We start from the raw sequence: 26,515 nt of genomic DNA on the forward strand, positions 1-26,515 counted from the left end.
GTGCCATGTACGCGCTTTCCGGATTGAACCTCAAGCACCTGCACGCACTGGTCGCGGTGCACGCGCATGGCGGCATCAGCGCCGCCGCGCCGCACATCAACCTGTCGCAACCCGCGTTGACCCACGCCATCGCGCGGCTGGAAAAGCAGCTCGACGTCGTCCTGTTCGACCGCCAGCCAGGCGGCATGGCCGCCACCGAAGCGACCCTGCTGCTGGTGCCCCGCATCGAGCGCTCACTCGGTTATCTCGCCCACGGCGTGCGCCTGGCCCGTCGCGCCGCGCGCCTGCCGGCGCTGCCCGCGGTCGAGCGTCGGCTGTCCCTGGGCCAGTTGCAGGCACTGGCCGCCGTCGATGCGGCAGGCAGCTATTCGCTGGCGGCCGCGCGGGCCGGGCTCTCGCAGCCCGCCATCACCCGCGCCGTGCACGAACTGGAGACCACCATCGACGTGCCGCTCGTGCAGCGGCGCGGCAAGACCATGCAGCCGACGCCCGCCGCCAGCCGCCTGCTGCGCCTGGTACGACTGGCCTTGTCCGAACTCACCACCGGCCTGGACGAACTCGCCTCGCTGCGCAACCGGCAAGGTGGTCGCCTGGCGATCGGGGTGATGCCGCTCGCCCGCGCGATCCTGCTGCCGCAGGCGCTGGCTCGTTTCGCCCGTGAGTGGCCCGGTGCCAGCGTGAACGTGGTCGAAGGCCCTTATGCGGAATTGCTGGCGGACCTGCGCGAAGGCAGCCTGGACCTGCTGGTCGGTGCGATGCGCGACCTCAGCTCGGTGCGCGATGTCATGCAGGAAGGACTGTTCGACGATGACCCGGTGGTCGTCGCCCGCGCCGGCCACCCGCTGGCCGGGCGTGCCGACCTGCGCTTCGGGCGCCTGCTCGACTACCCCTGGGTGATCCCGGCCACCGGCGCACCGGTGCGCGCCCGTTGGGAAAGCATGTTCCGCGAGCACGGCCACGAACCACCGCGGCTGCGCATCGAGTGTGGCTCGGTGCTGATTACCCGCGGCCTGCTGCTGGAAGACGATTGGCTGACCCTGATGTCGCGCGATCAGTTCGTGATCGAGCGTCGCGCCGGCCTGCTCGCTGAAATCGGCCTCGCCGGCGGTGGACTGCGTCGCAGGATCGGCCTGACCACCCGTGCCGACTGGCATCCGACGCGGCCACAGCAGGCCTTCGTGCGCACCTTTCGAGAGGTCTGTGCCGAGCGCAGCAGCGACGCCGAGGACGCCTGGCCGTTCCGCTACCCCGCCGCCTAGGGCGTGCCATCCATTCCCGAACAGGTCGGGCTGCTCCTGCGTGTGCTCGGGGCAAGGAAGGCCGCCACCGGCCTCGCCTACGAACAGGCCCCCACGAACACGAATGTGCCTCCTTCAAAAGGCATCGACAGTGGCTTACGTTGTTTGAGTTACGGGACGTAACAAAGCCTCTGCCCCCCATTCCCCTGAAAAAACATGCCTTCATTGCCGCAACAGCTGACCATCTACGGCGGCGGAATCGCAGGCGCCACGTTGGCGCAGCGCCTGTACAAGCACTTCCGCATCACGCTGGTGGATCCGCTGGATTTCTTCGAAGTCCCCATGTCCGCACCGCGCAGCCTGGTCGAACCTAGCTTCTCGGAGGCGGCGATGCTGCCGTTTCCAAGCGTTCTTCCCGAGGTCAGGCACGTCCGCGCGCGACTGCGCGAATGGACCGCCGAGGGTGGCCTGATCGAAGACGAACACGGGCACACCTCGCTGCTGACCAGCCCCATTTCGGTGCTGGCAACCGGCAGCCGTTTCGCCAATCCGCTGATGCGCTCCGACGGCGGCACCCTGCAAGCGCGCCGGGCGTTCTATGACGCTTTCCACGCACGACTGCAATCTTCCGAGCGGATCCTGATCGTCGGCGGCGGCCCGATCGGAATCGAGGTCGCCGGCGAAATCACCGAAATCCATCCGCACAAGCAGATCACGATCATCGAGGCCGGCGCACGCGTTCTCGCCGGAAGCTCACCTCGCCTTTCCGCCCATGCCCACAACGTGCTGGAAACGCGCGGCGTGACCGTGCTGCTCAACGAACGCCTCGTGGACGGGGCCGGCGCAAGCCACGAGGCGCTCGCGCCAGCGGGCACCGCGCTGACCGATCGCCAGCGCGAGATTCCCTACGACTTGTTGATCTGGTGCACCGGTGGCCGCCCCAACACCGGCTACATGCGCGCGCACTACCCGCACCTGCTCAACGAGGCCGGGCGCATCAAGGTCGATGCCGACCTGCGCGTACACGGACAGCAACGCCTGTTCGCACTGGGCGACATCACCGATCTGGACGAGAACAAGATGGCCTGGCACATCCAGGGCCAGGTCAAGGTCGCCGCAGGCAACATCCGCGCCGTGGCTGAGGGACGGGGGAACAGCCTCGTCAACTATCGTGCCCAGACCGGCGTGCAGAACATGGCCGTGACGCTGGGTCGCCGCAACGGTGTCTCCCACCTGCCATTGTTTGGCGTAACCACCTCGCCCCGGCTCAACACGCTCGCCAAGGCCGGCCACATGCTGGTACCCAGATATCGTCGCCTGTTCGGCCTCTCCAAATAAAGCGGCGCTGACGCGCCATTCAGCGATCGCTTCAAACCAGATGCGAAAAGCCCGGCTTGCGCCGGGCTTTTCGGTGTTACTTGCGCCAGGGATCAGGCCGCGACGGTTTCAGCCACGTCCTGGTAATCCTTGATCTGATCGAAGTTCATGTAGCGATAGATCTGGTCGCCACTGGTCTTGATCACGCCCACGTCGGCCATGTACTCCTCCTTGGTCGGGATCTTGCCCAGGCGCGAGGCGATCGCCGCCAGCTCGGCCGAACCCAGGTACACGTTGGTGTTGCGGCCCAGGCGGTTCGGGAAGTTGCGGGTCGAGGTCGAGAACACCGTCGCGCCCTCACGCGCCTGCGCCTGATTGCCCATGCACAGCGAGCAGCCCGGCATTTCCATGCGCGCACCGGCGGCGCCGAAGGTGCCGTAGTGGCCTTCCTTGGTCAGCTCAGAGGCGTCCATCTTGGTCGGCGGTGCGACCCACAGGCGGGTCGGGATGTCGCGCTTGCCTTCCAGCAGCTTGGCGGCGGCACGGAAGTGACCGATGTTGGTCATGCACGAACCGATGAACACCTCGTCGATCTTGGCGCCGGCGACTTCGGACAGGGTCTTCACGTCGTCCGGGTCGTTCGGGCAGGCCACGATCGGCTCGTGGATGTCGGCCAGATCAATCTCGATGACGGCGGCGTACTCGGCGTCGGCATCCGGCTCAAGCAGCTGCGGATCAGCCAGCCACTCTTCCATCTTCTTGATACGGCGACCCAGCGTGCGTGCATCGGCGTAGCCCTCGGCGATCATCCACTTCAGCAGCGTGATGTTGCTGGTGAGGTACTCGATGATCGGCTCCTTGTTGAGGTGCACGGTGCAGCCCGCCGCCGAACGCTCGGCCGATGCATCGGACAGCTCGAACGCCTGCTCCACCTTCAGCTCCGGCAGACCTTCGATCTCCAGAATGCGGCCGGAGAAGATGTTCTTCTTGCCGGCCTTGGCCACGGTCAGCAGGCCCTGCTTGATCGCATACAGCGGGATCGCGTTGACCAGGTCACGCAGGGTCACGCCCGGCTGCATCTGGCCCTTGAAGCGCACCAGCACCGATTCCGGCATGTCCAGCGGCATCACGCCGGTGGCCGCGGCAAAGGCGACCAGACCCGAACCGGCCGGGAACGAGATGCCGATCGGGAAACGGGTATGCGAGTCGCCGCCGGTGCCGACGGTGTCGGGCAGCAGCATGCGGTTGAGCCAGCTGTGGATCACGCCGTCGCCCGGACGCAGCGAGACGCCGCCACGGGTGGAGATGAACTCCGGCAGGGTGTGGTGGGTCTTGACGTCCACCGGCTTCGGATAAGCCGCGGTGTGGCAGAACGACTGCATCACCAGATCAGCCGAGAAACCCAGGCAGGCCAGATCCTTCAACTCGTCGCGGGTCATCGGACCGGTGGTGTCCTGCGAACCCACCGAGGTCATCTTCGGCTCGCAGTAGGTGCCCGGACGCATGCCCTGGCCTTCCGGCAGACCGCAGGCGCGGCCGACCATCTTCTGCGCCAGCGAGAAGCCCTTGCCAGTGTCCGGCGGGTTGACCGGCAGGCGGAACAGGTCGGTCGGAGGCAGCTTCAGCGCCTCACGCGCCTTGCCGGTCAGGCCACGGCCGATGATCAGCGGAATGCGGCCACCAGCGCGGACTTCGTCCAGCAGCACTTCGGACTTCAGTTCGAACTCGGCGATCACCTCGCCGTTCTTGAACGCCTTGCCGTCGTACGGACGCAGCTCGACCACGTCGCCGTGTTCCATCTTCGACACGTCCAGCTCGATCGGCAGCGCGCCGGCATCTTCCATCGTGTTGTAGAAGATCGGAGCGATCTTGGAGCCCAGGCAGACGCCGCCGAAGCGCTTGTTCGGAATGAACGGGATGTCCTCGCCGGTGAACCACAGCACCGAGTTGGTGGCGGACTTGCGGCTGGAGCCGGTGCCGACCACGTCGCCGACATAGGCGACCAGGTGGCCCTTGTCCTTCAGATCGAGGATCTGCTGGATCGGCCCGCGCTTGCCGTCTTCTTCCGGCACGAACGGCGCATCGGGACGCTTGTTCTTGAGCATCGCCAGCGCGTGCAGCGGGATGTCCGGGCGGGTGGTCGCGTCCGGTGCCGGCGACAGGTCGTCGGTGTTGGTCTCGCCCGGCACCTTGAACACGGTGATGGTCAGGCTCTGCGGCACTTCCGGCTTGCTGGTGAACCACTCGGCCTCGGCCCAGCTCTTCAGCACGCCCTGGGCATTGGCATTGCCGGCCTCGGCCTTTTCCTGCACGTCGTGGAAGGCGTCGAAGATCAGCAGCGTGTGCTTCAGGCCCTCGGCCGCGACCGTGCCCAGCTCGGCGTGGTCAAGCAGCTCGATCAGCGGATGGATGTTGTAGCCGCCCAGCATCGTGCCCAGCAGCTCGGTGGCACGCGCCGGCGAGATCAGCGGGGTCTTCTCGGTGCCGAAGGCGACCGCGGCCAGGTACGAGGCCTTAACTTTCGCGGCATCGTCCACGCCGGCCGGCACGCGATGGGTGATCAGATCGACGAGGAATTGCTCCTCGCCCGCCGGCGGGTTCTTCAGCAATTCGATGACCTCGGCGGTCTGCTGCGCGCTCAGCGGCAACGGCGGGATGCCGAGCGCGGCGCGCTCTGCGACGTGGTGGCGATAGGCTTCCAACATGACAACTCCCAGGTAACGCAGTTGATGGGGATGAGATGGGCTCAGGCTTGCGGCACGATCAGCTTCAGGCCCTTGAAGTAGTCGCGGTAAAACGTGTCGTTCCAGGTGATCAGGCCATCGCACTGCAGTAGCGCGTGGGCCCCCACCACGAATTCGTCCAGACTGCGCCGGCCGCCGCCGCGCTGGCGATGGCGTCGGTGCATCTCGCCGGCGCGCAGCGCCGACTTGGCTTCCAGCGGATTGAAGTGGACGCCCATTTCCTCCAGCGCCTCCAGCACCTCCGCACCGCCCTGCAGCGCGGCGCACAGTTCGGCCAGGGTCGTGCCGCAGACCACCACGCGGCCGCCGACCAGGCTCTGCCGCAGGCAGGCTTCCACCGCATCGGCCTGCGGGCCATTGCTGAGCAGTTCGATCAGGACCGGGGAGTCGACGGTGATCGCCACGGCCTACTCCTCGTCGCGAACCGCGCGCACCGCGGCCTCGGAGGAATCGAAACCGTCCAGCGCGAACTTGCCCCGGGCACGGGAAATGGCATCGTCCACGCTCTTGCGCAGGATGATGCGGCTACCGTCGAGCTCGACCTTGAGCTGGGTACCCTTGGTCAGGCCCAGGGCATCGCGCACGGCCTTGGGCAGCGTGATCTGACCGCGTTCGGCAACGGTGGCTTCCATGGGTACGCCCTCTTCGGTATGCACGAATTATACATACTCAGGGCGCCATACCGGTAGCGCCACATCCCGCCCTGGCCGCCCCCTCGTTCAGCCATCGCGGGCGATGACCTTTTCCATGAACCGCTCGCGATCCCAGGGCTTTGGGACACCGTCATCCCCGTTCACACGGGAATGACGGGAAACCCCGGTTATCAGAACACCAACTGGAACCGCGTATTCACAGTGGTGCCCTTGTCTGCGCCCTGCACCGCGCCGCTGCGGTTGTCGGTCTGCCAGCGGATCACGTCGAACATGATCCGGCTCAGATCGTTCAGGTACCAGTTCGCGCCCACCGTCCAGGCATGGCCAGTGCCGCCGGTCGGCAATTCGGCATAGTCCACGTCCTCGTAGCGCGTCTTCAGCTCCCAGGCGCCGCGCCCGCCGGCGGTGACCGGGTCGTTCACCTTGACCTTGCCCCAGGTGCCCGTCTTGCCCGCATAGGCCGGCGTGGCGCCGCCCAGGAACCAGCCGGCCGATACCGCCGAGGCCTGGTGGTCCAGATCGTAGCGGCCAGTGGCATTCACGCCGCGCAGATTGCGCGTGCCCCACTCCCCGGTCACCCAGGCCGGCCCGAAGAAACCGGCCGCCTCCAGGCCATAGGCCGTACTGCGCTCGGCACCCGCCAGTGCACCGGGGAGAATCTTCACCAGATCGTTGAAATGTCCGGAGATGGCCGAGCTGCGCAGCACGCCACTGGCGCCGGCCGCGATTTCCTCGTGGAACGCCCACGCGCCCAGGTGAATGGTGGCGTCCTTGCGCGACAGCGGGTTCCAGTGCGTGCGAGCCGCCCAGGTCAGGCTGTCGTTGTCGTTGCCCGTATTGTTGAGGTCATTGCCGGCCACCGACAGGCTGGCATGCCAATCCTTGCCGTACACGCGCTCGGTCAGGCCGACGCCGAACAGACCACGCTGCGGCAACACCAACAAGCCGACCACGTTGCGATCCTGGAACGGCGTGTTGGAGGTACTGCTGGAGCCATCGATGCCGCGGTCGTTGAGACGATTGCCGATGGTGAGATCGGCCGGTAGCCCGAACACACGGTGGTCCACCGTTGCATAAACGGATTTCCATGCCACCTCGTTGTCGGCGAAATCACCTTCCACCACCCAGCCGAGGATGCCGTAGCGTCCTTCCGCGCCCAGGCGTACCGAACGGATCTCGGTGCCGGAAAGATTGCGATCGCTGGCCGACGAGCCGCGGGTGCTGGAGCCGTCCACGAACAGGCGACCACGTGGACGGAAGGTTACCGAGCCATCGATATTGGAGAACTCCGGCGCGCCTTTGGACCACGACACCTTCGGCGCCTTGGCCTGGCTCGATTCCAGCGTTGCCATGCGCGTTTCCAGGGCTGCTGCACTGGTGGCGGACGTTGCGGAAATACCGGCCACCGCCGTGGAAGAACCGTCTTCCAGTACGCGCAGGCGCGCTTCGAGTTGCTGGATCTGCTTCGCCTGCTGCTGGACCAGGGCGCTCAATTCGGCCTGGCTCAGGGGCTTCGGGGAGGCGTTGCCGGAAGCGCCGGATTGGGCGGCGGCGTGACCGCTGCCCAGCAGCAGGCCGAGCGCGACCGTCAGCGCTGCGCGGGGCAGCACGGGATGGTGATTCATGGGTTCTCTCCGACCAGCCGGCCTCCGGCCTGATGCTGGCCCTGATGGTGTGCGGGAAGGTGCGGATGGACCTGCGCCACCGGATATCGCCCGGTGGCGCGGCTCACGCTTGGGCTTAGCTGGTCGCCTGGGCCTGGCTGTTCGGGCGCCAGGTGATGAGGCGGTTCTCGACGAGGTCGAGCATCCCGTCGATAACCAGCACGAAGGCCGCCAGGATGATGATGCCGGCGAACACACCCACGGCATTGAAGTTGCCTTCGGCCTGCGCGATCAGATAACCCAGGCCCGCCGAAGCGCCCAGGTATTCGCCGATGATCGCGCCGACCACGGCGAAGCCCACCGAGGTGCGCAGCGACGACAGGATCCAGCTCGCCGCCGCAGGGAAGTACACATGGCGCAACAGATCACCGCGGCCGGCGCCGAGGATGCGCGCATTGGCGAGCACCACCGGGTTCACTTCGCGCACGCCTTGCATGGCATTGAAGAAGGTGGTGAAGAACACCAGCGTCACCGCCAGTGCGACCTTGGACCACAGACCCAGGCCGAGCCAGAGCACGAAGATCGGCGCCAGCACCACGCGCGGGATCGCGTTGAAGCTCTTGATGAAGGGATCGAGGATGCGTGCCGCACGCCGGCTCAGACCGAGCCAGACACCGCCGGCGACACCCAGCGCAGTGCCGATGATGTAGCCCAGCGCGGTTTCGGTCAGAGTGATGTAGACGTGCCGATAGAATGAGGTATCCGACAACCACGCGTACATCTGCTGGATGATGTCCAACGGCGCCGGGAAGAAGAACGGATCGATCCAGCCCAGCACGATGCCGGTCTGCCAGCCGCCGAAAATGGCCACCACCAGGGCGGCCTGGATGAACTTGTCAGTCTTGGCGTGCATAACTCTTCTCCACTTCGCCGCGCAGGCAGGCCCAGATGTCGCGGTACAGGTCGGTGAAACGTTCGTCGAGCTTGATCTCGGCGACATTGCGCGGCCGCTCCAGGCCGACATCGAAGCTATGCACGACGCGGCTGGCTGGTCCGGCGGACAGCACCACCACCCGATCGCCCAGCGCGATCGCTTCTTCCAGGTCGTGGGTGATCAGGATCACCGAGCGCCGGTCCTCCTGCCACAGCCGCAGCAACTCGTTCTGCATCAGGTGGCGGGTATGGATGTCCAGAGCCGAGAACGGCTCGTCCATCAGGATCACCTTCGGCTCGACGATCAGCGCCTGCGCCATCTGCACGCGCTTGCGCTGGCCTCCGGAGAGCTGGTGCGGGTAGCGATGCTCGAAGCCGGCCAGGCCGACTTTCGCCAACCACGCCTTCGCGCTCTGTTCGCGCTCGGCCTGGGAAACACCGCGGAAACGCAGCCCCAGTTCGACGTTCTGCAACGCGGTCTTCCACGGCAGCAGTGCATCCTGCTGGAACAGGTAGCCCACCGACTCCTGCACGCCCTGCACCTTGCGTCCATCGATGGCGATGTCGCCGGAGGCCGGCTTGAGCAAGCCGGCCACCGCGTTGAGGATGGTGCTCTTGCCGCATCCGGTCGGGCCGACCACGGCCAGGAATTCGCCGTCGCGGACCTGGATGTCCACGTCGCGCACCGCGGTGAAGTTGCCGAACGACATCGTCATCCGGTTGATGGCGACCATGACTTGCGCCACGGCCGGTGGCGGTGCGACGTCGAGGCGCCGCACGTTGGCATTGAGTGCCATGGGATTCCTCCGCTTACTGTTTGGCAGCCGTCGTCGCGGCGCTGGCACGCTCGACGAAGGTATTGGTGTAGGTCCTGGAAAGATCGATGTCCGCATTGGCCACGTCGGCATTGAACTCGCGCAGCACGGCCAGCGGGATCTTCAGGTCTTCCGGATTGAAGCGTCCGTCGGTGGTGAAGATGGCGCGCGCATTCTCGACCGCATGGGCATAGGTCGCGCGGTCGCCGGACACGTAGGCATCGGGCAAGACATCGACGATTTCCTTCGCGCTGTGCTCGGCGATGAAGCGCAGTGCCATCTGCTCGGCGCGCGCGATCTTCTCGGCCGCGTCCGGGCGCTTTTCCAGGAAGCTGCGATTGGCGTACATAACCGAGGTCGGATACAGGCCGCCGTATACCTCGCGAGCCCCGTCATCGCTACGCGCATCGATCAGGATCTTGCCGACCTTGCGCTCGGTGATCAGCGTGGCAGCAGGGTCGTAGTTCACCAGCAGGTCAATCTTGCCCTGCTCAAGCGCCGCCACCGCCGCCGCACCCGAGCCGACCCCGATCAGCGACACGCTGTCCTCGGCGATGTCGTGCCGGGCCAGGTAGTGCCGCACGAAGAAATCCGACGACGAACCGGGCGCGGTGATGCCCACCTTCAGTCCCTTGATCGTCTCCGGGCGCTTCGGGTCAAAGGCGGTGTTCTCGCGCCCGGCCAGCACCAGCCCGGAATTGCGCGAAAGCAGCACGAACGCGGTCACGTCCTTGTGCTTGGCCTGCATCTGAATGGTGTGGTCGTAGAAGCCCACGGCCACGTCCGTGGAATTGGCCACCAGCGCCTGCAACACCTTCGAGCCCCCCTGCGCGAAGTTCTCGGTGCGTACCTTCAGGCCGACCTGGTCGAAATAGCCGTTGGCATCGGCGATGAAGAACGGAAGGTTATTGAGGTTGTAGGAACCGACGCTGATGCGCACTGGCGCATCGGAGGCGCCGCTGGCTGCGGCGCCCGCAGCTCCCTCCTTGCCGCAGCCGGCAAGCAACAGGCTGGCCGCGGCCAGCATGGCGGTAAAGAACGGCTTGTACATCTATCCCTCCCAGGATGTGGAGCGTTGTGGATGGCCGACCCGCGCAGCCATGCGCGGACCGACCGATTCAGGTCATGCCGCGGAGGTCCATTGGCGGGCTTCGGCGGAAACGGGCGAGGTGGCGAACACGCGTCCCTCGAACAGGCGACGGGCGGTACGTACCACGCTGGCGACGACCGGCGCGTTCTCCGAACCGCGGCTCAGGCCGACTTCCAGGGCACCACTCGGGTGTTCGAGCGTAATGCTACTGGGCAACGGCAGACACCCGACGAAAGTGTGCGCCAGCGTGCCGGGCGTGACCGCGGCGGTGGCCAGGCCGACCGCACCGGTGATCGCCAGGGCCGTATGACAGCGATGTGGCATGAAGTAGCGCACCTGCAGATGCCCGCCCTGCCGGGGCTCGGAAAGCAGTACCGGCTTGGGTACCACCTTGTTGCCGGCATCGGCGATGCCCATGCGGGCTCCGGCTTCCACGCGCATGCGCTCGAGCCGCGCCAGCAACGCGGCATCCGCATTCAATGCTTCCGGTCCGGCATCGCCAGGCACGCCCAGGTCGGCCGCGCGCACCAGCATCATGGGCATTGCACAGTCCACCAGGCTGACCGGCACGCCGTCGATCTCCTCCATGGCATGGCCGCTGGGCAGCAACTGACCGGTGAGCGCGCCGGCGGCATCGAGGAAGGTCAGCTGTACCGGTGCAGCAGTGCCAGGCGCACCGGCGATGCGGGTATCGCCACGGTAGGCGACCTGGCCGTGCGGTGTTTCCACCGTGGCCACGATCAGCTTGCCCGTGTTGACGTTGTGGATGCGCACTTCGGTTCGCGGATGGCGCGCCTGCACCAACCCGCGCTCGATCGCATACGGCCCGACCGCGGCCAGCATGTTGCCGCAGTTGGGCGAGGTGTCCACCACCTGCCGCTCCACCCACACCTGGGCGAACAGGTAATCGACATCGGCATCGGCGCGACTGGCGTGATCGATGATCGCCACCTTGCTGGTCAGCGCGTGACCACCACCGATGCCATCGATCTGCAGCGGATGGCCGGACCCCATCACTTCCAGCAACAGGCGGTCGCGCGCTTCCGGGCCGGCCGGCAGGTCGGATGCCAGGAAGAACGGCCCCTTGGAGGTACCGCCGCGCATGAGGACGCACGGAAGGCTAAGCAGATCATTGGACATGTGTATGCTAGATTGATGCTCTAATCGGATGAATAAGAGCCTGTGATCCGATACTGGCATGAGCAAGATTGATCTGTGAATTGCTAATTTTTTCCTAATTAATACGCCATGAGCATCAATTGCGAAATCCTCGATCTGCGCGCCTTCCTGCTCGTCGCCGAGACGCGCAGCTTCCATCGCGCCGCGGAAGCGCTGCACGTTTCCCAGCCCGCCTTGAGCCGGCGCATACAGAAGCTGGAGCAGGCGGTCGGCTCGCCGTTGCTGGAACGCACCACCCGCAGCGTCACCACCACCGCCGTCGGCGAGAACCTGCTGCCACTGGTTCGACGCATGCTGGAGGAGTTCGACGGCTCGCTGTTCTCCGTGCGCGGGCAGGACGACACGCGCGGCGCGCAGATCACCATCGCCTGCCTGCCGACCGCCGCGTTCTACTTCCTGCCCAGCGTGATGGCGCGCTTTCACGAAGCGTTCCCGAACGTGCGCTTCCGCATCCTCGACATCCCGGCTACCGAGGGCCTGCAGGCGGTTGAGCGTGGCGAGGTCGAGTTCGGCATCAACTTCATGGGGGCCAACGACCCCAACCTGGATTTCGATGTGCTGGCCGAAGACCCCTTCGTGCTGGCCTGCCGCCGCGATCACCCATTGGCGAAGAAGCGCAGGATCGAATGGTCCGATCTGGCACGCCACCAATTGATCACCGTACATCGCACCAGCGGCAACCGCACCCTGCTCGACGGCGCACTGGCGCGCGAGAACCTCAAGCTGAGCTGGCACTACGAGGTAACGCACCTGTCCACCTCGCTCGGCATGGTCGAGGCCGGGATCGGCGTCTCGGTGCTGCCGCGCATGGCCACGCCCGACGGCGACCATCCGACCCTGGTCACCCGGCCGATCGGCAACCCGGTCGTCTCGCGCACAATCGGCATCGTCCGACGGCGCGGTGCCATGCTTTCGCCAAGCGCCGAGCGATTCCTGCAGATGCTGATGAGCCAGTGGCGCAGCAAGCCGTGACATCCACGCTACATACAGCCATGTAACCTTGCGTCCTGCGCCGCGGACTCTGCGCCATGCTTGCCGTCCCGCATACTGGACGGGCTCGGGAGGCAGACATTCCCGGTAAACGCCAGCAGGTCCGTTTCGGCCCACTGCAAGCCATTCGTAAAAGGAGCCACCGCATGAGCGATTCGTTCTCCACCCGCAGCCAGTTGGACGTCGGCGGCAAGACCTACGCCTACTACAGCCTGCCCAAGCTGGGGCAGCAGTTCGACATCGCCCACCTGCCCTATTCCATGAAGATCCTGCTGGAGAACCTGCTCCGCAACGAGGACGGCGGCATCACCGTTGGCAAGGAGCACATCGAGGCGGTGGCGACGTGGGATCCGAAGGCCGAGCCGGATATCGAAATCGCCTTCATGCCCGCGCGCGTGGTGCTGCAGGACTTCACCGGCGTGCCCTGCGTGGTCGACCTGGCCGCGATGCGGGACGCGGTGGTCAAGCTCGGCGGCGAGGCCGGCCAGATCAATCCACTGATCCCCTCCGAACTGGTGATCGACCATTCGGTACAGGTCGACGTGTTCGGCAAGCCCGATGCGCTGGACATCAATGGCCAGATCGAATTCCAGCGCAACAAGGAACGCTACGGCTTCCTGCGCTGGGGCCAGAAGGCGTTCGACAACTTCAAGGTGGTGCCGCCGAACACCGGCATCGTCCATCAGGTGAATCTGGAAAACCTCGCCCGCGTGGTCATGACCGTGGACAAGAACGGTGAGGCTATCGCCTATCCCGACACCGTGTTCGGTACCGATTCGCACACCACCATGATCAATGGCATCGGCGTGCTCGGCTGGGGCGTGGGCGGCATCGAGGCCGAGGCCGCGATGCTCGGCCAGCCTTCGTCGATGCTGATCCCGCAGGTGGTCGGCTTCAAACTGACCGGCAAGCTGCCTGAGGGCGCCACCGCCACCGACCTGGTGCTGACCGTCACCCAGATGCTGCGCAAGTTGGGCGTGGTCGGCAAGTTCGTCGAGTTCTACGGCGACGGCCTGCAGCACCTGCCGCTGGCCGACCGCGCCACCATCGGCAACATGGCACCGGAGTACGGCGCCACCTGCGGCATCTTCCCGGTCGACGCCGAATCGCTGACCTACCTGCGCCTGTCCGGCCGCAGCGAAGAGCACATCGCGCTGGTCGAGGCCTACGCCAAGGCGCAGGGCCTGTGGCACGAACCCGGCAGCACGCATGCCAGCTACAGCGCCACGCTGGAACTGGACATGGGTGAGGTCAAGCCGTCGCTGGCCGGCCCCAAGCGTCCGCAGGACCGCGTGCTGCTGGAGGACATGCAGAAGAACTACCGCGACAACCTGGTCGGCATGACCGCCAACCGCGACAAGCGCAACGGCGATGCAGCCGATTTCGTCAACGAAGGCGGTGGCGCCGCGGTCGGCAACGAGCAGTTCACCAAGGGCCATGCCGATATCGAGATCGGCGGCACCAAGGTGCGCTTGAAGGACGGCGCGGTGGTGATCGCCGCGATCACCTCCTGCACCAACACCTCCAACCCGGCGGTGATGGTCGCTTCCGGCCTGCTGGCCCGCAACGCCGCCGCGCGTGGACTCAATCGCCAGCCGTGGGTGAAGACCTCGCTCGGGCCGGGCTCGCGCGTGGTCACCGATTACCTGGAAAAGGCAGGCTTGCTGAAAGAGCTTGAGAAGGTCGGCTTCTACATCGTCGGCTACGGCTGCACCACCTGTATCGGCAACTCCGGCCCGCTGCCGACCGAGGTCAGCGCCGGTATCGCTGCAGGCGATCTGGTGGTGGCCTCGGTACTGTCGGGCAACCGCAACTTCGAGGGCCGCGTGCATCCCGAGGTCAAGATGAACTACCTGGCCTCGCCGCCGCTGGTGGTCGCCTACGCCCTCGCCGGCACCACCGACATCGACCTGACCCGCGAACCGCTCGGCACCGGCAGCGACGGCCAGCCGGTGTACCTGCGCGACATCTGGCCCAGCAACAAGGAAATCGGCGACGTCATCGCCGCCACCATCGGCCCGGAGATGTTCAAGCAGAACTATGCCGACGTGTTCAAGGGCGACACCCGCTGGAACACCATCGCCTCGCCCGATGGCGAGTTGTACGCCTGGGATGCGGATTCGACCTACATCAAGAACCCGCCCTACTTCGATGGCATGACCATGGCGGTCGGCCACGTCGAAGACGTGCATGGCGCGCGCGTGCTGGGCCTGTTCAGCGACTCGATCACCACCGACCACATCTCGCCGGCCGGCAACATCAAGAAGGACTCGCCGGCGGGCCGCTTCCTGCAGTCGCGCGGCGTGCAGCCGGCCGACTTCAACAGCTACGGCAGCCGCCGCGGCAACGACGACGTGATGGTGCGCGGCACCTTCGCCAACATCCGCATCAAGAACCTGATGTTCGGCGGCGAGGAAGGCGGCAACACCCTGTATTTCGGCAGCACACCGCCGGAGAAGCTGTCGATCTACGACGCCGCGATGAAGTACAAGGCCGACGGCGTGCCGCTGGTGGTGCTGGCCGGCAAGGAATACGGCACCGGCTCCTCCCGCGACTGGGCGGCCAAGGGCACCAACCTGCTCGGCGTGAAGGCAGTGATCACCGAGAGCTTCGAGCGCATCCACCGCTCCAACCTGGTCGGCATGGGCGTGCTGCCGCTGCAGTTCCTCGACGGGCAGAACGCGCAGACGCTGGGTCTGGACGGCTCGGAGACCTTCGACATCACCGGCCTGGAAGACGGCGCCAGCAAGCGCGCCAAGGTCACCGCCAAGAAGGCCGACGGCTCGACCAAGACGTTCGAGGTCAAGGTGCTGCTGCTGACGCCCAAGGAAGTGGAGTACTTCAAGCACGGTGGCCTGCTGCAGTACGTGCTGCGCCAGCTTGCAGCGAAGCAGGCGGCCTGAGGCATCGCGATACCTCGATGAGCGATCGAGGTTTCCAGGAGCGACGGAGCCGGGTCCATGCCCGGCTCCGTTCGTAATGACGGCGGTGCTTATTCCGCCGGCTCGCGCGGCTTGGAGTACCACAGCGCGTTGACAATGATCCAGCGCTCGCCAAAGCGTCCCATGTGGAAGAAATCGACAAACCACGGGGTTTCCGCGCGCACCACCGCGGCATTGCCGGCAACATCGAGCACCCGGCATGAACGATCCCATTGCTCCTTCGGGGTCTTCAGCGCGCCCTGCCGGGTCAGGCTGACCAGTTCCTCCTTGCTCATCCGGCGCAAGCCCAGTCGCTCATCCGGCGTATCGCCCAACACCTGCCGCTTGGCCAGGTCGGGATGCAGCGAGCGTGCGACACGCTGCGCGTTGCCTTCCAGCTGACCATCGACGTAATCGAAACAGGTGGCCTCGATCGCGGCACGGACCTGCGGATCGATCGTTGCCGGGGGTGCGATGGCCGCCGCAGCCAGGGCAATCGTCACGAGAAGCATGGCCTCATTCCTTGAAGGGGGTGATCAGAGCAGTATCGCCAGACTCAGGTACGAACGCATTGATGCAGAGCAGCAGCTCTTTGAAGGCCGCCTGCCCCCATGCGCCGCGGGCCCTTCGCCTTTTCCATGCGGGACGGTATCCTCCCAAGACGTGAACTGGTGGACATTCCCACCATGACCGCCGCCCATTGTTATTTCCTGGAGGGGGAATATGAGTCAGGAACGTCCGTGGTTGAACAGTTATCCCGAAGGCGTACCGGCCGAGATCGACCTGGAGGCCTATCGCTCCGTCGCCGCGGTGTTCCAGTCGTCTGCTGAGAAATTCCGCGACCGCCCGGCCTATTCCAACTTCGGCAAGACCCTCACCTACGGCGACCTGGATCGTCTCAGCGCGCAGTTCGCCGGCTACCTGCTGGGCGAGTTGAAGCTCAAGAAGGGCGACCGCGTCGCCATCATGATGCCCAACTGCCTGCAGTACCCGATCGCGACCTTCGGGATCCTGCGGGCCGGCCTGACGGTGGTCAACGTCAATCCGCTGTACACCCCGCGCGAGCTCAAGCATCAGCTGGTCGACTCCGGCACCGTCGCCATCCTGGTGATCGACAACTTCGGCAAGACCGTGCAGGAAGTGCTCGCCGAGTCGCCGGTCAAGCATGTGATCACCACCGGCCTGGGCGACCTGCTCGGCGCCAAGGGCCTGTTGGTGAACTTCGTGCTGAAGTACATCAAGAAGATGGTGCCGGACTACGAGATCCACGGTGCGGTGCGTTTCCGCCAGGCCCTGTCCATCGGCAAGACCCACACGCTGCCGACGGTGGACATCGAACCCGAAGACATCGCCTTCCTGCAGTACACCGGCGGCACCACCGGCGTGGCCAAGGGCGCGATGCTGACCCATCGCAACCTGGTCGCCAACATGCAGCAGGCCGGCGCCTGGCTGGGCAATGATCTGGAGTACGGCAAAGAGGTGGTCATCACCGCGCTGCCGCTGTACCACATCTTCGCCCTCACCGCGAACTGCCTGGTCTTCATGCGCCTGGGCGGCCTGAACTACCTGATCACCAATCCGCGTGACATGCCCGGCTTCGTCAAGGAACTGCGGAACACCCGCTTCACCGCGATCACCGGCGTCAATACCTTGTTCAACGGCCTGCTCAACACCCCCGGCTTCGATCAGGTGGATTTCTCCAACCTGAAGATGTCCCTGGGCGGCGGCATGGCGGTGCAGCGCGCCGTGGCCGAGCGCTGGAAGAAAGTCACCGGCGTCACCCTGGTGGAGGCCTACGGCCTGACCGAGACCTCCCCCGCAGCCTGCATCAACCCGCCGCACCTGGCCGACTACAACGGCGCGATCGGCCTGCCTGTGCCCTCCACCAATGCCTGCATCAAGGACGACGCCGGCAACCAGCTGCCGGGCGGCGAGATCGGCGAGCTGTGCATTAAGGGCCCGCAGGTGATGAAGGGCTACTGGCAGCGCCCCGAAGAGACCGCCAAGACCATCGATGCCGACGGCTGGCTGCACACCGGCGACATTGCACGGATGGACGAGAGGGGCTTCTTCTTCATCGTCGATCGCAAGAAGGACATGATCCTGGTGTCCGGCTTCAACGTGTACCCGAACGAGATCGAGGACGTCATCGCGATGATGCCCGGCGTGGCCGAGGTGGCTGCCGTCGGCGTCCCCGACGAGAAATCCGGCGAGGTGGTCAAGGTCGTCATCGTCAAGAAGGACCCGAACCTGACCGCCGAAGACGTCAAGGCCCACGCCCGCGCCAACCTGACCGGCTACAAGCACCCGCGCATCGTCGAGTTCCGCAAGGAACTGCCGAAGACCAACGTCGGCAAGATACTGCGTCGCGAGTTGCGGGACACACCCCACTAGTACGTTCTTTGATAGCCGTTCGTGGCCTCCCGCCGCGAACGGCTCTCATGCCTGCAGCCGGCTGAAGCATGTGTCGTTGGTGCTTGTCGCGGTCGTTTAATGCCGTTGCATGTCGGAACCGATTACAGCTCTCCAATAGCTGCCCAGCAGCCGGTAAATCGAGGAGCCCCACGGATCGATTCCATCGTGGCAAGACGCTCTTCCTGCGATGCCGTGGCAGACAATATCCCGCCGTTTCGCCACGAAATACACAGCGGCGGCCCCGCCATGTCGAATATTTTTTATTGTTCCCGGCACCGATTGACGACGGCTCCGCGGGAGTTTCGTTTTTAGGCGCATAGAATCAGAGGGGTCGGCGCGTGCTCCCCCCTCCCACGCTTTCCATTTCTCCGTCCGCAACGCGGCCGACCGGACGGTCACCACGGAGAATCCTCATGTCTGCAGTCCACCCGTTTCCCGTCTCACGCAGTCACGACACCCTTCGTGTCGTCGAAGAAACCGCACGCGACGTCTTCTGGATCCATATGCACGCCAATCTGGTCGCCGAGCCAGGACGGCCGTGCTTTTCCTCACGCCTGGTGGACGACATCGTCGACTATCAGCAACGGCTCGGACGGCAGTTGATCGAGGCCGGCACGCTTTCGCCCCATGTGGTGTTGGCCTCCGATAGCGACGTCTTCAATCTTGGTGGTGACCTGGAACTGTTCTGCCGCCTGATCAAGGAAGGTGATCGTGCGCGCTTGCTCGACTATGCCCAGCGCTGCGTGCGTGGCGTGCACGCCTTCCACGCGGGGCTCGGTGCAGGTGCTCACAGCATCGCGCTGGTCCAGGGCAACGCACTGGGTGGCGGCTTCGAGGCCGCACTGAGCTGCCACACCATCGTCGCCGAGGAAGGCGTCATGATGGGCCTTCCCGAGGTGCTGTTCGATCTGTTCCCGGGTATGGGGGCTTACTCGTTCATGTGCCAACGGATCAGTCCGCACCTGGCCGAACGCATCATGCTGGAAGGCAATCTCTACAGCGCCGAGCAGCTCAAGCAGATGGGGCTGGTGGACGTGGTCGTACCACGTGGTCAAGGCATTGCCGCAGTCGAACAGGTGATCCGCAACAGCCGTCGCACCCCGCACGCCTGGGCTGCGATGCAACAGGTCCGCAGCATCGCCACCCAGGTGCCGCTCGAGGAGATGATGCGAATCACCGAGATCTGGGTGGATACCGCCCTGCAACTGGGCGAGAAATCGCTGCGCACGATGGAGCGGCTGGTGCGTGCACAGACCCGGCGTGGTGGTATCGAGATCGACTGAAACCTGTGGCTCAGGAACCGGGGGTGCACTCGTCGTCACGTATCCGGCGAGATGTCGAACGAGCGTCGAGTGCGACCTTTCCCTGTGTTATCTGCTCTCGAAGCGCGGTGTGGCGTGATTTCCACTCCGCCTTCAGCTGCCAGTCCGTCATCCGCATCATCTCACCGGCACCAGCCGCCACCCGCACCAGACCAAGATTGCTGGCCACACCGCGCAACGCGTGGGCGTGCTCACGCAGCTGCTCCCATTGCCCTTGCACGCCGCTCTCGTCAATGCCGGCCATACAGTCGCTCGCATCACTGAGACATTGGCGGATGAACTGTTGCTCGAAACCATCCCCCATCCCCAGCGAGGCCAACTCTTCGAGTACGCCCGGATCCAGCACGCCATCCACGACCGGCGCAGTTGCCACCACCAGGCTGCTGCTCGGCTGAAGGCGCCCATTGGCCGCAATGTCGGCCAGGGTGTCTAGCAAGCGCGCAGCCACTACCGGTTTGGCCAGGAAGGCGCAAGCGCCGGCCTGCTCGCAGGCACGGATCGAATCCGGAGTCACATCGGCACTAAGCACCATCACCGGCGTATATGGCATCCCCGAGGCCTGCAGCATTCGCAGCTGCCTAAGCATGTCCAAACCGCTCATGCCCGGCATGTGCAGATCGACGATCACTGCGTCGTACTGCGATTCATCCAACCGGTCCAGCACTTCCTCTGCGCCGTTGACGCAAACCCCCTTGTGCCCCGCCTTCTCCAGCAGGCGCTGCAACACCATCCGGTTCGCCTCGTGATCGTCGGCAACCAGGATGCGCATGCTGCGCACGCGTGCGCGGTGGCGAAGGAAAGGGTTGGAAAAGGCAATCACGTTGGAGGCCGGATCAGCCTTCGCCGCGACCTTCGCCGCCACCATGCTGGTCAGCGTACCGGCCTCGAACGGCAACTCGAACCAGAACACACTGCCGCATGGCTCGTTGTCGCGGAAACCGATCTGGCCGCCCATCGACTCGACCAGGCCCTTGGCGATCGTGGTGCCGAGGCCGGTGCCTTCGTGGCGTCGCGCCAGCCCGACATCAGCCTGCTCGAACGCATCGAACAGACGCGGACGCAAATCGGCCGGAATGCCAATCCCGCTGTCAACGATCTCGAAGCGAATCCGGATACCCTCGCGCCCGAACGCAGCCTGCGGCGCTATCCGCAGCTGCACGTGACCTGCGTCGGTGAACTTCACCGCGTTGCCGGCCAGATTCAGCAGCACCTGTCGCAGATGACCCGGGTCGCCACGCAGCCAGTCCGGAACGTCAGCGGCCATGTCGGCTCGATAATCCAGCCCCTTGCCGCGTGCTTGCGGCTGCAAGATCAAACCGATCGCTTCGACCAGCTCACGCAGCGAGAAGTCCTCCTTATCGACGCGAATCTTGCCGGCCTCGATCGCGGAAATATCCAGCACTTCTTCCACCAGCGACAGCAGGCTGCGCGTAGATGCCTGGATTGTGTTCAAGCATTCTCGCTGTTCGCTGTCCAGCGACGTGGTCGCCAGCACCTCGGTCATGCCGGACAGGCCATTCAGCGGCGTGCGGAACTCATGGCTCATATTGGCCAGGAAGCGGCTCTTGGCCTCGTTGGCGTGGCGTGCCTCAGTGACCGCTCGGGTGAGCGCATGCAACAGCGAGTCGAAGTACAGCGGCACCGCAGCCAGCCCGATCAATAATCCCCATGCCAGGTACTGGTTATGTTGCCAGTACGGTGAGATCAGAATCGCCGCGAGAAAACAGGCACAGCCCATCGCCGTAGCCGCACGCAGGTAGTAACTGCCATAACGCATGCCGTTACCGATCGTCACCCACATGCAAACCGCGTACAGCGGAGCGGCCGGTTCGCCCTGGATCGCCATGACCGCGCCCATGCAGCCGTAATCGGTGAGCATGCCGATCGCGCGTCGCACTGGCGAAACCTGTGGCTGCAACAGAATTGCCACCGCCAACGACAACGCGACTGACAGTTCAAGAATCAGGATCAGCCAGGTCGCCAGCAGCGTGTCTTCGTGGTCCTGGTGGAAATACCGCCAGCCGAGGTAGCCGATGAACAGGGTGGTGATGACGATACGAATGAAGTTCTGCGCATGCTCGCTATCCGGCCTCCGTGCCAGCTTGCTCCGCATCATGTCGAGAGCCGCTGCCATCGCCGTCACACTCCCGGCCGTTCAGAAGCCTTCGAGAACTTCTCGCAGATCCGCTCCAGCGCCGGGCGGGAGCGAACCAGGGCATCGACGCAGCGCGGGTCGAACAAGCGGCCGCGCTGCGCGTACAGGTAGGCCAGGGTGGCATCCATGCTCCAGGCCTCCTTGTAGGGGCGTGGCGAGAGCAGCGCGTCGCATACGTCGGCAACCGCCACGATGCGCGCTTCCAGTGGGATCGCCTCGCCGATCAGGCCATCCGGATAGCCACTGCCGTCGTAACGCTCATGGTGGCGCAGCGCGACCAGCGCGCCGACCTGGATGAAACGATTCTGGCTGCCACTGAGCAACTCGTAGCCGATCCGCGGATGCCGGCGCATGATCGCCATCTCGTCCTCGTCCAGCTTGCCCGGCTTGTGCAGCACCGCGTCGGGGATGGCGATCTTGCCGATGTCGTGCAGCGGTGCGGCCATCTCGATGATGCGCACCTCCTCCTCCGACAGCCCCAACTGCTCGGCGATCAACCCGGCGATATGCGACATCCGCTCCAGGTAGGCGCTCGTACCGGCATCGCGATACTCGATCGCACGTGCCAACCGCGACAGGGTTTCGCGCTCGCGTTCCTCGACTTCGTTGATGCTGGCCAGCAGGCGCTGCTCCAGCGACAGCGCACGCTGCTTGATGCTCTCGCTCTGCTGGCGCAGCTGCAGCAGGTTGCTGCAGCGCGCACGCAGTTCGCGCGGACGGATCGGCTTGACCAGGAAGTCGATGACGCCGGCTTCCAGCGCTGCCTGACGTACCGGTTCGTCACCGACCACGGTGATCAGGATGATCGGGATGTCACGGTTGCTCGGCAGACGCCGCAGGCGTCGTGCGAACTCCAGTCCGTCCATGCCCGGCATGCGGTAGTCGAGCAGCAGCAGATCCACCCGTCCGCTCTCGCACCAGGAAAGCGCGGCCTGCGGATCGCCGAAGTCGTACACCCGCAGTTCCGGGGCGATGTCCTCGATGACATGCCGCAGCATGGTGCGTGCGGAGGTCTGGTCGTCGACGATGACGATGTTCAAGCCGGCGTCTGTCCTGTTGTGCCAGGTCGTGGGTGACGCGGCGGTAGAAGATGCGCCGTGAGCGTGAACTGCCACATCATGCATGACCGTTTCCTCCGTTCAGGAGCGCGGGCCGAGGCGCCGGCCACGGCGGGGCGACCACCCTTGCGGCCGCCCGGCCAAGCATAGGCAGGAAACAGGCCGGCAGCATAGTCCACGATCGCTGGCAGGATCAGTTTTCGGGACGCATGTACGGAAACAGCAGCACGTCACGGATCGAGGTGCTGCCGGTCAGCAGCATCACCAGCCGGTCGATGCCGATACCCAGGCCGCCGGTCGGGGCCATGCCGTACTCCAGCGCACGGATGTAATCGGCATCGAAGTGCATCGCTTCGTCGTCACCACCGTCCTTCGCCTCGACCTGCGCCTGGAAGCGCGCAGCCTGGTCTTCCGGGTCGTTGAGCTCGGAGAAACCGTTGGCGATCTCCTTGCCGTTGATGAACAGCTCGAAGCGATCGGTGTAGCCGGCCTCGGTATCGCTGGCACGCGCCAGCGGCGAGACCTCGACCGGGTGGTCGGTGATGAAGGTCGGCTGCACCAGGGTGTGCTCGACCGTGGCCTCGAAGATCTCCAGCAGCAGCTTGCCCCAGCCATAGGACGGCTTGACCTTGATCTTCAGCCGCTCGCAATGGCGCAGCAGCGCCTCGCGGTCGGTGCAGTCGGCCACGGAAATCTCGGGGTTGTGATGGCGCACGGCTTCATCCATGCGCCAGCGGCGGAAGGTCGGCCCCAGGTCGATCTGCGCGCCGTCCCACTCGACCTGAGTAACACCCAGCACCGACTGCGCGGCATCGCGGATCACGCTCTCGGTCAGGTCCATCACCTCGTGGTACGTGGCGTAGGCCTCGTACAGCTCGAGCATGGTGAATTCAGGGTTGTGACGGGTCGAAACGCCTTCGTTGCGGAAGTTGCGATTGATCTCGTACACGCGCTCCAGCCCGCCGACCACCAGCCGCTTCAGATACAGCTCCGGTGCCACGCGCAGGTACAACTGCAGGTCCAGCGCGTTGTGGTGGGTGGTGAACGGCTTGGCGGTGGCACCACCGGGGATGTAATGCATCATCGGCGTCTCCACTTCCAGGAAGCGCCGCGCATCCAGCCACGAGCGGATCGCACGGATGATCCGGGAGCGCTTGATGAAGACTTCACGGGCCTCCGGCGTGACGATCAGGTCGACGTAGCGCTGGCGATAGCGCTGCTCCACGTCCGACAGCCCGTGCCACTTGTCCGGCAACGGGCGCAGCGACTTGGTCAGCAGGCGCAGCGCGGTGGCCTTCACCGACAACTCACCGGTGCGGGTGCGAGTCAGCCCGCCCTCGACCGCGACGATGTCGCCCACGTCCCAACCCTTGAACGCGTCATAGACCTCGCCCAGTGCGTTGCCCTGCAGGAACAGCTGAATGCGCCCGGACTCATCCTGGATCTGCGCGAAGCTGGCCTTGCCCATCACCCGCTTGGCCATCAGGCGGCCGGCGAGCCTGACCTGCCGATCCAGACCTTCCAACGCTTCGGCAGTCCATGTCTCCACGTCGTCGAATTCGGTCTGCAGGTCGCCCGCAAACTGTTCGCGCTTGAAGTCGTTCGGATAGGCGACGCCCTTCTCGCGCAGCGCCTTGAGTTTGGCGCGACGTTCGGCGATGAGGCTGTTTTCGTCGGCAGGCGTGGGCGTGGCGGTCTGGTCGGTCATGACAATGGGATTCGAAATTGGGGATTCGGGATTTAAGAACTCGGAATTCGAGAGAGGCTGCGGATTCGTCATGCTCTTACGAATCCCCAATCCCAACTCCCGAATCCCGGCTTTCAAGCATCAATGCGCTTGGAACCGGCTTCCAGGCCGGCCTTCAGGCTGGCCTCGACGAATTCGTCCAGGTCGCCGTCGAGCACCTTCTGGGTGTCGCTGCGCTCGATGCCGGTGCGCAGATCCTTGATGCGGCTCTGGTCGAGCACGTAGTTGCGGATCTGGCTGCCCCAACCGATGTCGGACTTGGTCGCTTCCAATGCATCCTTCTCCGCATTGCGCTTCTGCACTTCCAGCTCATAGAGCTTCGCGGCCAGCATCTTCATCGCATTGTCGCGGTTCTGGTGCTGGCTGCGGCCGGTCTGGCAGGCCACGACCGTATTGGTCGGGATGTGGGTGATACGCACCGCCGACTCGGTCTTGTTGACGTGCTGGCCGCCGGCACCGGAGGAGCGGTACACGTCGGTGCGCAGGTCGGCCGGGTTGATGTCGATCTCGATGTTGTCATCGATCTCCGGCGATACGAACACCGAGGTGAAACTGGTGTGGCGACGGTTGTCGGAGTCGAACGGCGACTTGCGCACCAGTCGGTGCACGCCGATCTCGGTCTTCAGCCAACCGTAGGCGAAGTCGCCCTCGACCCGCATCGTGGCGGACTTGATGCCGGCCACTTCGCCGCCGGAGACTTCCATCAGCTCGGTCTTCCAGCCACGCGATTCGGCCCAGCGCAGGTACATGCGCAGCAGGATCTCGGCCCAGTCCTGGGCCTCGGTGCCGCCGGCTCCGGCCTGGATGTCGACGAACGCGTTGGCGCTGTCCATCTGACCGGAGAACATGCGCTGGAACTCCAGCTTCTCGACATGGGATTGGTACTTGTCGAGGTCGGCGACGACCGCCAGCGCGGTGTCCTCGTCCTGCTCGCTCTCGGCCAGCTCCAGCAACTCGCCGGCTTCGGCCAGGCCGTCCAGTACCGCGGCGATGCCGCCCACGGTCTTGTCCAACAGCGAACGCTCGCGGCCTAGCTGCTGGGCATATTCAGGGTTGTTCCAGATGTCGGGGCTTTCCAGCTCCCGGGTTACTTCCTCGAGACGCTCTTTCTTGACGTCGTAGTCAAAGATACCCCCTGAGCGAGATCACGCGATCACTGAGATCGACGATTCGCTGGCGGATAGGATTGGTTTCGATCATGTCGATTTTCCGGCAAACAAGAGCGCAATTCTAACAAGTTCGCTCACTGCTGACTGGCCCTCGGCAGGCGTGCCGGGCCGGCCTGGCTCACGCGGCCGCCTCGGTCTCGCCGGCCGCGGCACGCAGCCCCGGCAGATAGCGGCGACTGCATGGCAGCACCGCCGCGTCGGCCAGATGGACCCTCGCCTCACCGCCCTCCAGTGGCTCGATCGACACGATCCTGCGCAGGTTGACCAGATAGCTGCGATGGATGCGCACGAAGCGCGTCGGATCCAGCCGCGACTCGATCGCGGCCATGGTGCTGCGCAAGGGGTAGTCGTGGCCGCGCAGGTGCAGATTGACGTAGTTGCCGGCGGCCTGGATCCACTCGATATCGTCGGTGGCGACCAGGAAATCGCGGCCCAGCTTGCGCACCAGGAAGCGTTCGGGGCGCTCGATCGGCTCGATCGGCGGCCCCTCATCGGGAGCGGCCAGCAGTTGCACCTCACCTTGCAGCCGACGCAACAGGAAGCGGTAGCCGTCCACGCAGGCAATGATGATCGCGAAGGTACGTATGTCCTTGAGGTACTCGTAGAGGAACTCGCGCGGCCATGGACCGAAGTCGTAGTGCTCGCCGACAAGTCGGTAGGCCAGCATGCGCAGCCCGACCATCGCCAGCACGTGTATCGCCGAGACCGGCAGGCTGGCCAGCAGGTACCAGGGCAGCCGGCGCCGCCAGGTATCCAGATGCAGCGGCCAGCGACGACTGCACCAGATGATGATCGGAACCAATACCAGCAGCCAGACGAAACCGCTGGAGAACTCCCAGACCCACGGCTCCCATGGCCGCATCCACGACAGTCCTGCGCGGCGAGCATCCATCCAGACGGTGATGGCATTGCCGCTGCAATTGATCGCAACCACCAGCAGCCAGAACAGGATCTCCGCGCTTCGCCGCCAGGGCCGGAAACGCTCCAGGGCGCCGGATGCTGAACCGTTATTCATCCGGGCATTCTAGGCGACGCCTGGCGATTGGCAGAACGGATTCCTCCTGACCGTAACGACCATCCGAACAACGGTTGTGCAGGAGCGGCTTCAGCCGTGACCAGCCTCTGCCAAAAGATTCCCGGCCAAGGGGCTCTTCTGAAGCCGCAT

Annotated in this window: 20 protein-coding genes; 6 read left to right on the top strand and 14 right to left on the bottom strand. The window is 64.9% G+C overall.

Translation table 11 applies throughout. The features are described 5' to 3' along the window. The first annotated feature begins 5 nt into the window (after positions 1-5). Both AC3WJE_RS01195 and AC3WJE_RS01200 read left to right on the top strand, forming a co-directional pair. Positions 6-1,259 (top strand): LysR family transcriptional regulator, encoded by a 1,254-nt coding sequence (locus AC3WJE_RS01195; protein WP_493728930.1) that lies wholly within the window; start codon positions 6-8, stop codon positions 1,257-1,259. Positions 1,260-1,454: 195 nt separating this feature from the next. Beyond that, positions 1,455-2,576 carry an NAD(P)/FAD-dependent oxidoreductase gene (locus AC3WJE_RS01200; protein WP_493728931.1) on the top strand — a complete coding sequence of 374 codons (1,122 nt, stop codon included), beginning with the start codon at positions 1,455-1,457 and terminating at the stop codon, positions 2,574-2,576. A gap of 92 nt (positions 2,577-2,668) precedes the next feature. On the opposite strand, the gene acnB is transcribed toward AC3WJE_RS01200, so the two are convergent. The 8 genes from acnB to AC3WJE_RS01240 all read right to left on the bottom strand — a co-directional run bounded on the left by acnB (position 2,669) and on the right by AC3WJE_RS01240 (position 11,522). Beyond that, positions 2,669-5,260, bottom strand: a complete 2,592-nt coding sequence (acnB, locus tag AC3WJE_RS01205) for a bifunctional aconitate hydratase 2/2-methylisocitrate dehydratase (RefSeq protein WP_493728932.1) — start codon at positions 5,258-5,260, stop codon at positions 2,669-2,671. A gap of 41 nt (positions 5,261-5,301) precedes the next feature. After that, on the bottom strand, positions 5,302-5,703 hold the full coding sequence (locus AC3WJE_RS01210) for a type II toxin-antitoxin system VapC family toxin (RefSeq protein ID WP_493728933.1): 402 nt from the start codon (positions 5,701-5,703) through the stop codon (positions 5,302-5,304). 3 nt (positions 5,704-5,706) lie between these two features. Then, on the bottom strand, positions 5,707-5,931 hold the full coding sequence (locus AC3WJE_RS01215) for an AbrB/MazE/SpoVT family DNA-binding domain-containing protein (protein WP_140721576.1): 225 nt from the start codon (positions 5,929-5,931) through the stop codon (positions 5,707-5,709). 191 nt (positions 5,932-6,122) lie between these two features. Further along, on the bottom strand, positions 6,123-7,577 hold the full coding sequence (locus tag AC3WJE_RS01220; RefSeq protein ID WP_493728934.1) for an OprO/OprP family phosphate-selective porin: 1,455 nt from the start codon (positions 7,575-7,577) through the stop codon (positions 6,123-6,125). 115 nt (positions 7,578-7,692) lie between these two features. Next, positions 7,693-8,469: an ABC transporter permease gene (locus AC3WJE_RS01225; protein ID WP_493728935.1), complete on the bottom strand. Its 777-nt coding sequence runs from the start codon at positions 8,467-8,469 to the stop codon at positions 7,693-7,695. Continuing rightward, positions 8,453-9,286 (bottom strand): ABC transporter ATP-binding protein, encoded by an 834-nt coding sequence (locus tag AC3WJE_RS01230; RefSeq protein ID WP_493728936.1) that lies wholly within the window; start codon positions 9,284-9,286, stop codon positions 8,453-8,455. Before AC3WJE_RS01230 ends, AC3WJE_RS01225 begins: the two co-directional genes overlap by 17 nt. A 13-nt stretch (positions 9,287-9,299) precedes the next feature. After that, entirely contained in the window at positions 9,300-10,355 is a 1,056-nt protein-coding gene (locus tag AC3WJE_RS01235; RefSeq protein WP_493728937.1) for an ABC transporter substrate-binding protein, read from the bottom strand. A gap of 72 nt (positions 10,356-10,427) precedes the next feature. Further along, on the bottom strand, positions 10,428-11,522 hold the full coding sequence (locus AC3WJE_RS01240) for a 4-oxalomesaconate tautomerase (RefSeq protein ID WP_493729025.1): 1,095 nt from the start codon (positions 11,520-11,522) through the stop codon (positions 10,428-10,430). 126 nt (positions 11,523-11,648) lie between these two features. Here AC3WJE_RS01240 and AC3WJE_RS01245 point away from each other — a divergent pair, with 126 nt between their 5' ends. Further along, on the top strand, positions 11,649-12,545 hold the full coding sequence (locus AC3WJE_RS01245) for a LysR family transcriptional regulator (protein ID WP_493729026.1): 897 nt from the start codon (positions 11,649-11,651) through the stop codon (positions 12,543-12,545). Positions 12,546-12,709: 164 nt separating this feature from the next. Then, entirely contained in the window at positions 12,710-15,466 is a 2,757-nt protein-coding gene (gene acnA, locus AC3WJE_RS01250) for an aconitate hydratase AcnA (protein WP_493728938.1), read from the top strand. Between the two features lie 89 nt (positions 15,467-15,555). Here acnA and AC3WJE_RS01255 read toward each other — a convergent pair whose 3' ends face one another. After that, the gene (locus tag AC3WJE_RS01255) at positions 15,556-15,996 is read right to left on the bottom strand and encodes a nuclear transport factor 2 family protein (RefSeq protein WP_493728939.1); all 441 of its coding nucleotides are present in this window, start codon (positions 15,994-15,996) and stop codon (positions 15,556-15,558) included. A gap of 211 nt (positions 15,997-16,207) precedes the next feature. Between AC3WJE_RS01255 and AC3WJE_RS01260 the strand changes: the two genes are divergently transcribed. After that, positions 16,208-17,878 carry a long-chain fatty acid--CoA ligase gene (locus AC3WJE_RS01260; RefSeq protein WP_493728940.1) on the top strand — a complete coding sequence of 557 codons (1,671 nt, stop codon included), beginning with the start codon at positions 16,208-16,210 and terminating at the stop codon, positions 17,876-17,878. Between the two features lie 434 nt (positions 17,879-18,312). After that, positions 18,313-19,182, top strand: a complete 870-nt coding sequence (gene rpfF, locus AC3WJE_RS01265) for a diffusible signal factor synthase RpfF (protein ID WP_493728941.1) — start codon at positions 18,313-18,315, stop codon at positions 19,180-19,182. Positions 19,183-19,192: 10 nt separating this feature from the next. On the opposite strand, the gene rpfC is transcribed toward rpfF, so the two are convergent. The 5 genes from rpfC to AC3WJE_RS01290 form a co-directional block, all read right to left on the bottom strand. Further along, positions 19,193-21,337 carry a sensor histidine kinase RpfC gene (gene rpfC, locus AC3WJE_RS01270; protein WP_493728942.1) on the bottom strand — a complete coding sequence of 715 codons (2,145 nt, stop codon included), beginning with the start codon at positions 21,335-21,337 and terminating at the stop codon, positions 19,193-19,195. A gap of 23 nt (positions 21,338-21,360) precedes the next feature. Continuing rightward, on the bottom strand, positions 21,361-22,500 hold the full coding sequence (gene rpfG, locus AC3WJE_RS01275; RefSeq protein ID WP_493728943.1) for a cyclic di-GMP phosphodiesterase response regulator RpfG: 1,140 nt from the start codon (positions 22,498-22,500) through the stop codon (positions 21,361-21,363). 127 nt (positions 22,501-22,627) lie between these two features. Beyond that, positions 22,628-24,142, bottom strand: coding sequence for a lysine--tRNA ligase (lysS, locus tag AC3WJE_RS01280; RefSeq protein ID WP_493728944.1), 1,515 nt, complete (start codon positions 24,140-24,142; stop codon positions 22,628-22,630). 113 nt (positions 24,143-24,255) lie between these two features. Further along, a protein-coding gene (gene prfB, locus AC3WJE_RS01285) for a peptide chain release factor 2 (RefSeq protein ID WP_493728945.1) occupies positions 24,256-25,381 on the bottom strand; the annotation gives its coding sequence in 2 pieces (ribosomal slippage) (positions 24,256-25,305 and positions 25,307-25,381; 1,125 coding nt in all). Positions 25,382-25,468: 87 nt separating this feature from the next. Then, a complete protein-coding gene (locus AC3WJE_RS01290; RefSeq protein WP_493728946.1) occupies positions 25,469-26,365 on the bottom strand; it encodes a LytTR family DNA-binding domain-containing protein in 897 nt (298 codons plus the stop codon). Positions 26,366-26,515 lie beyond the last annotated feature (150 nt).

The organism is Pseudomonas sp. GW821-FHT07E12 (genome assembly GCF_058986605.1).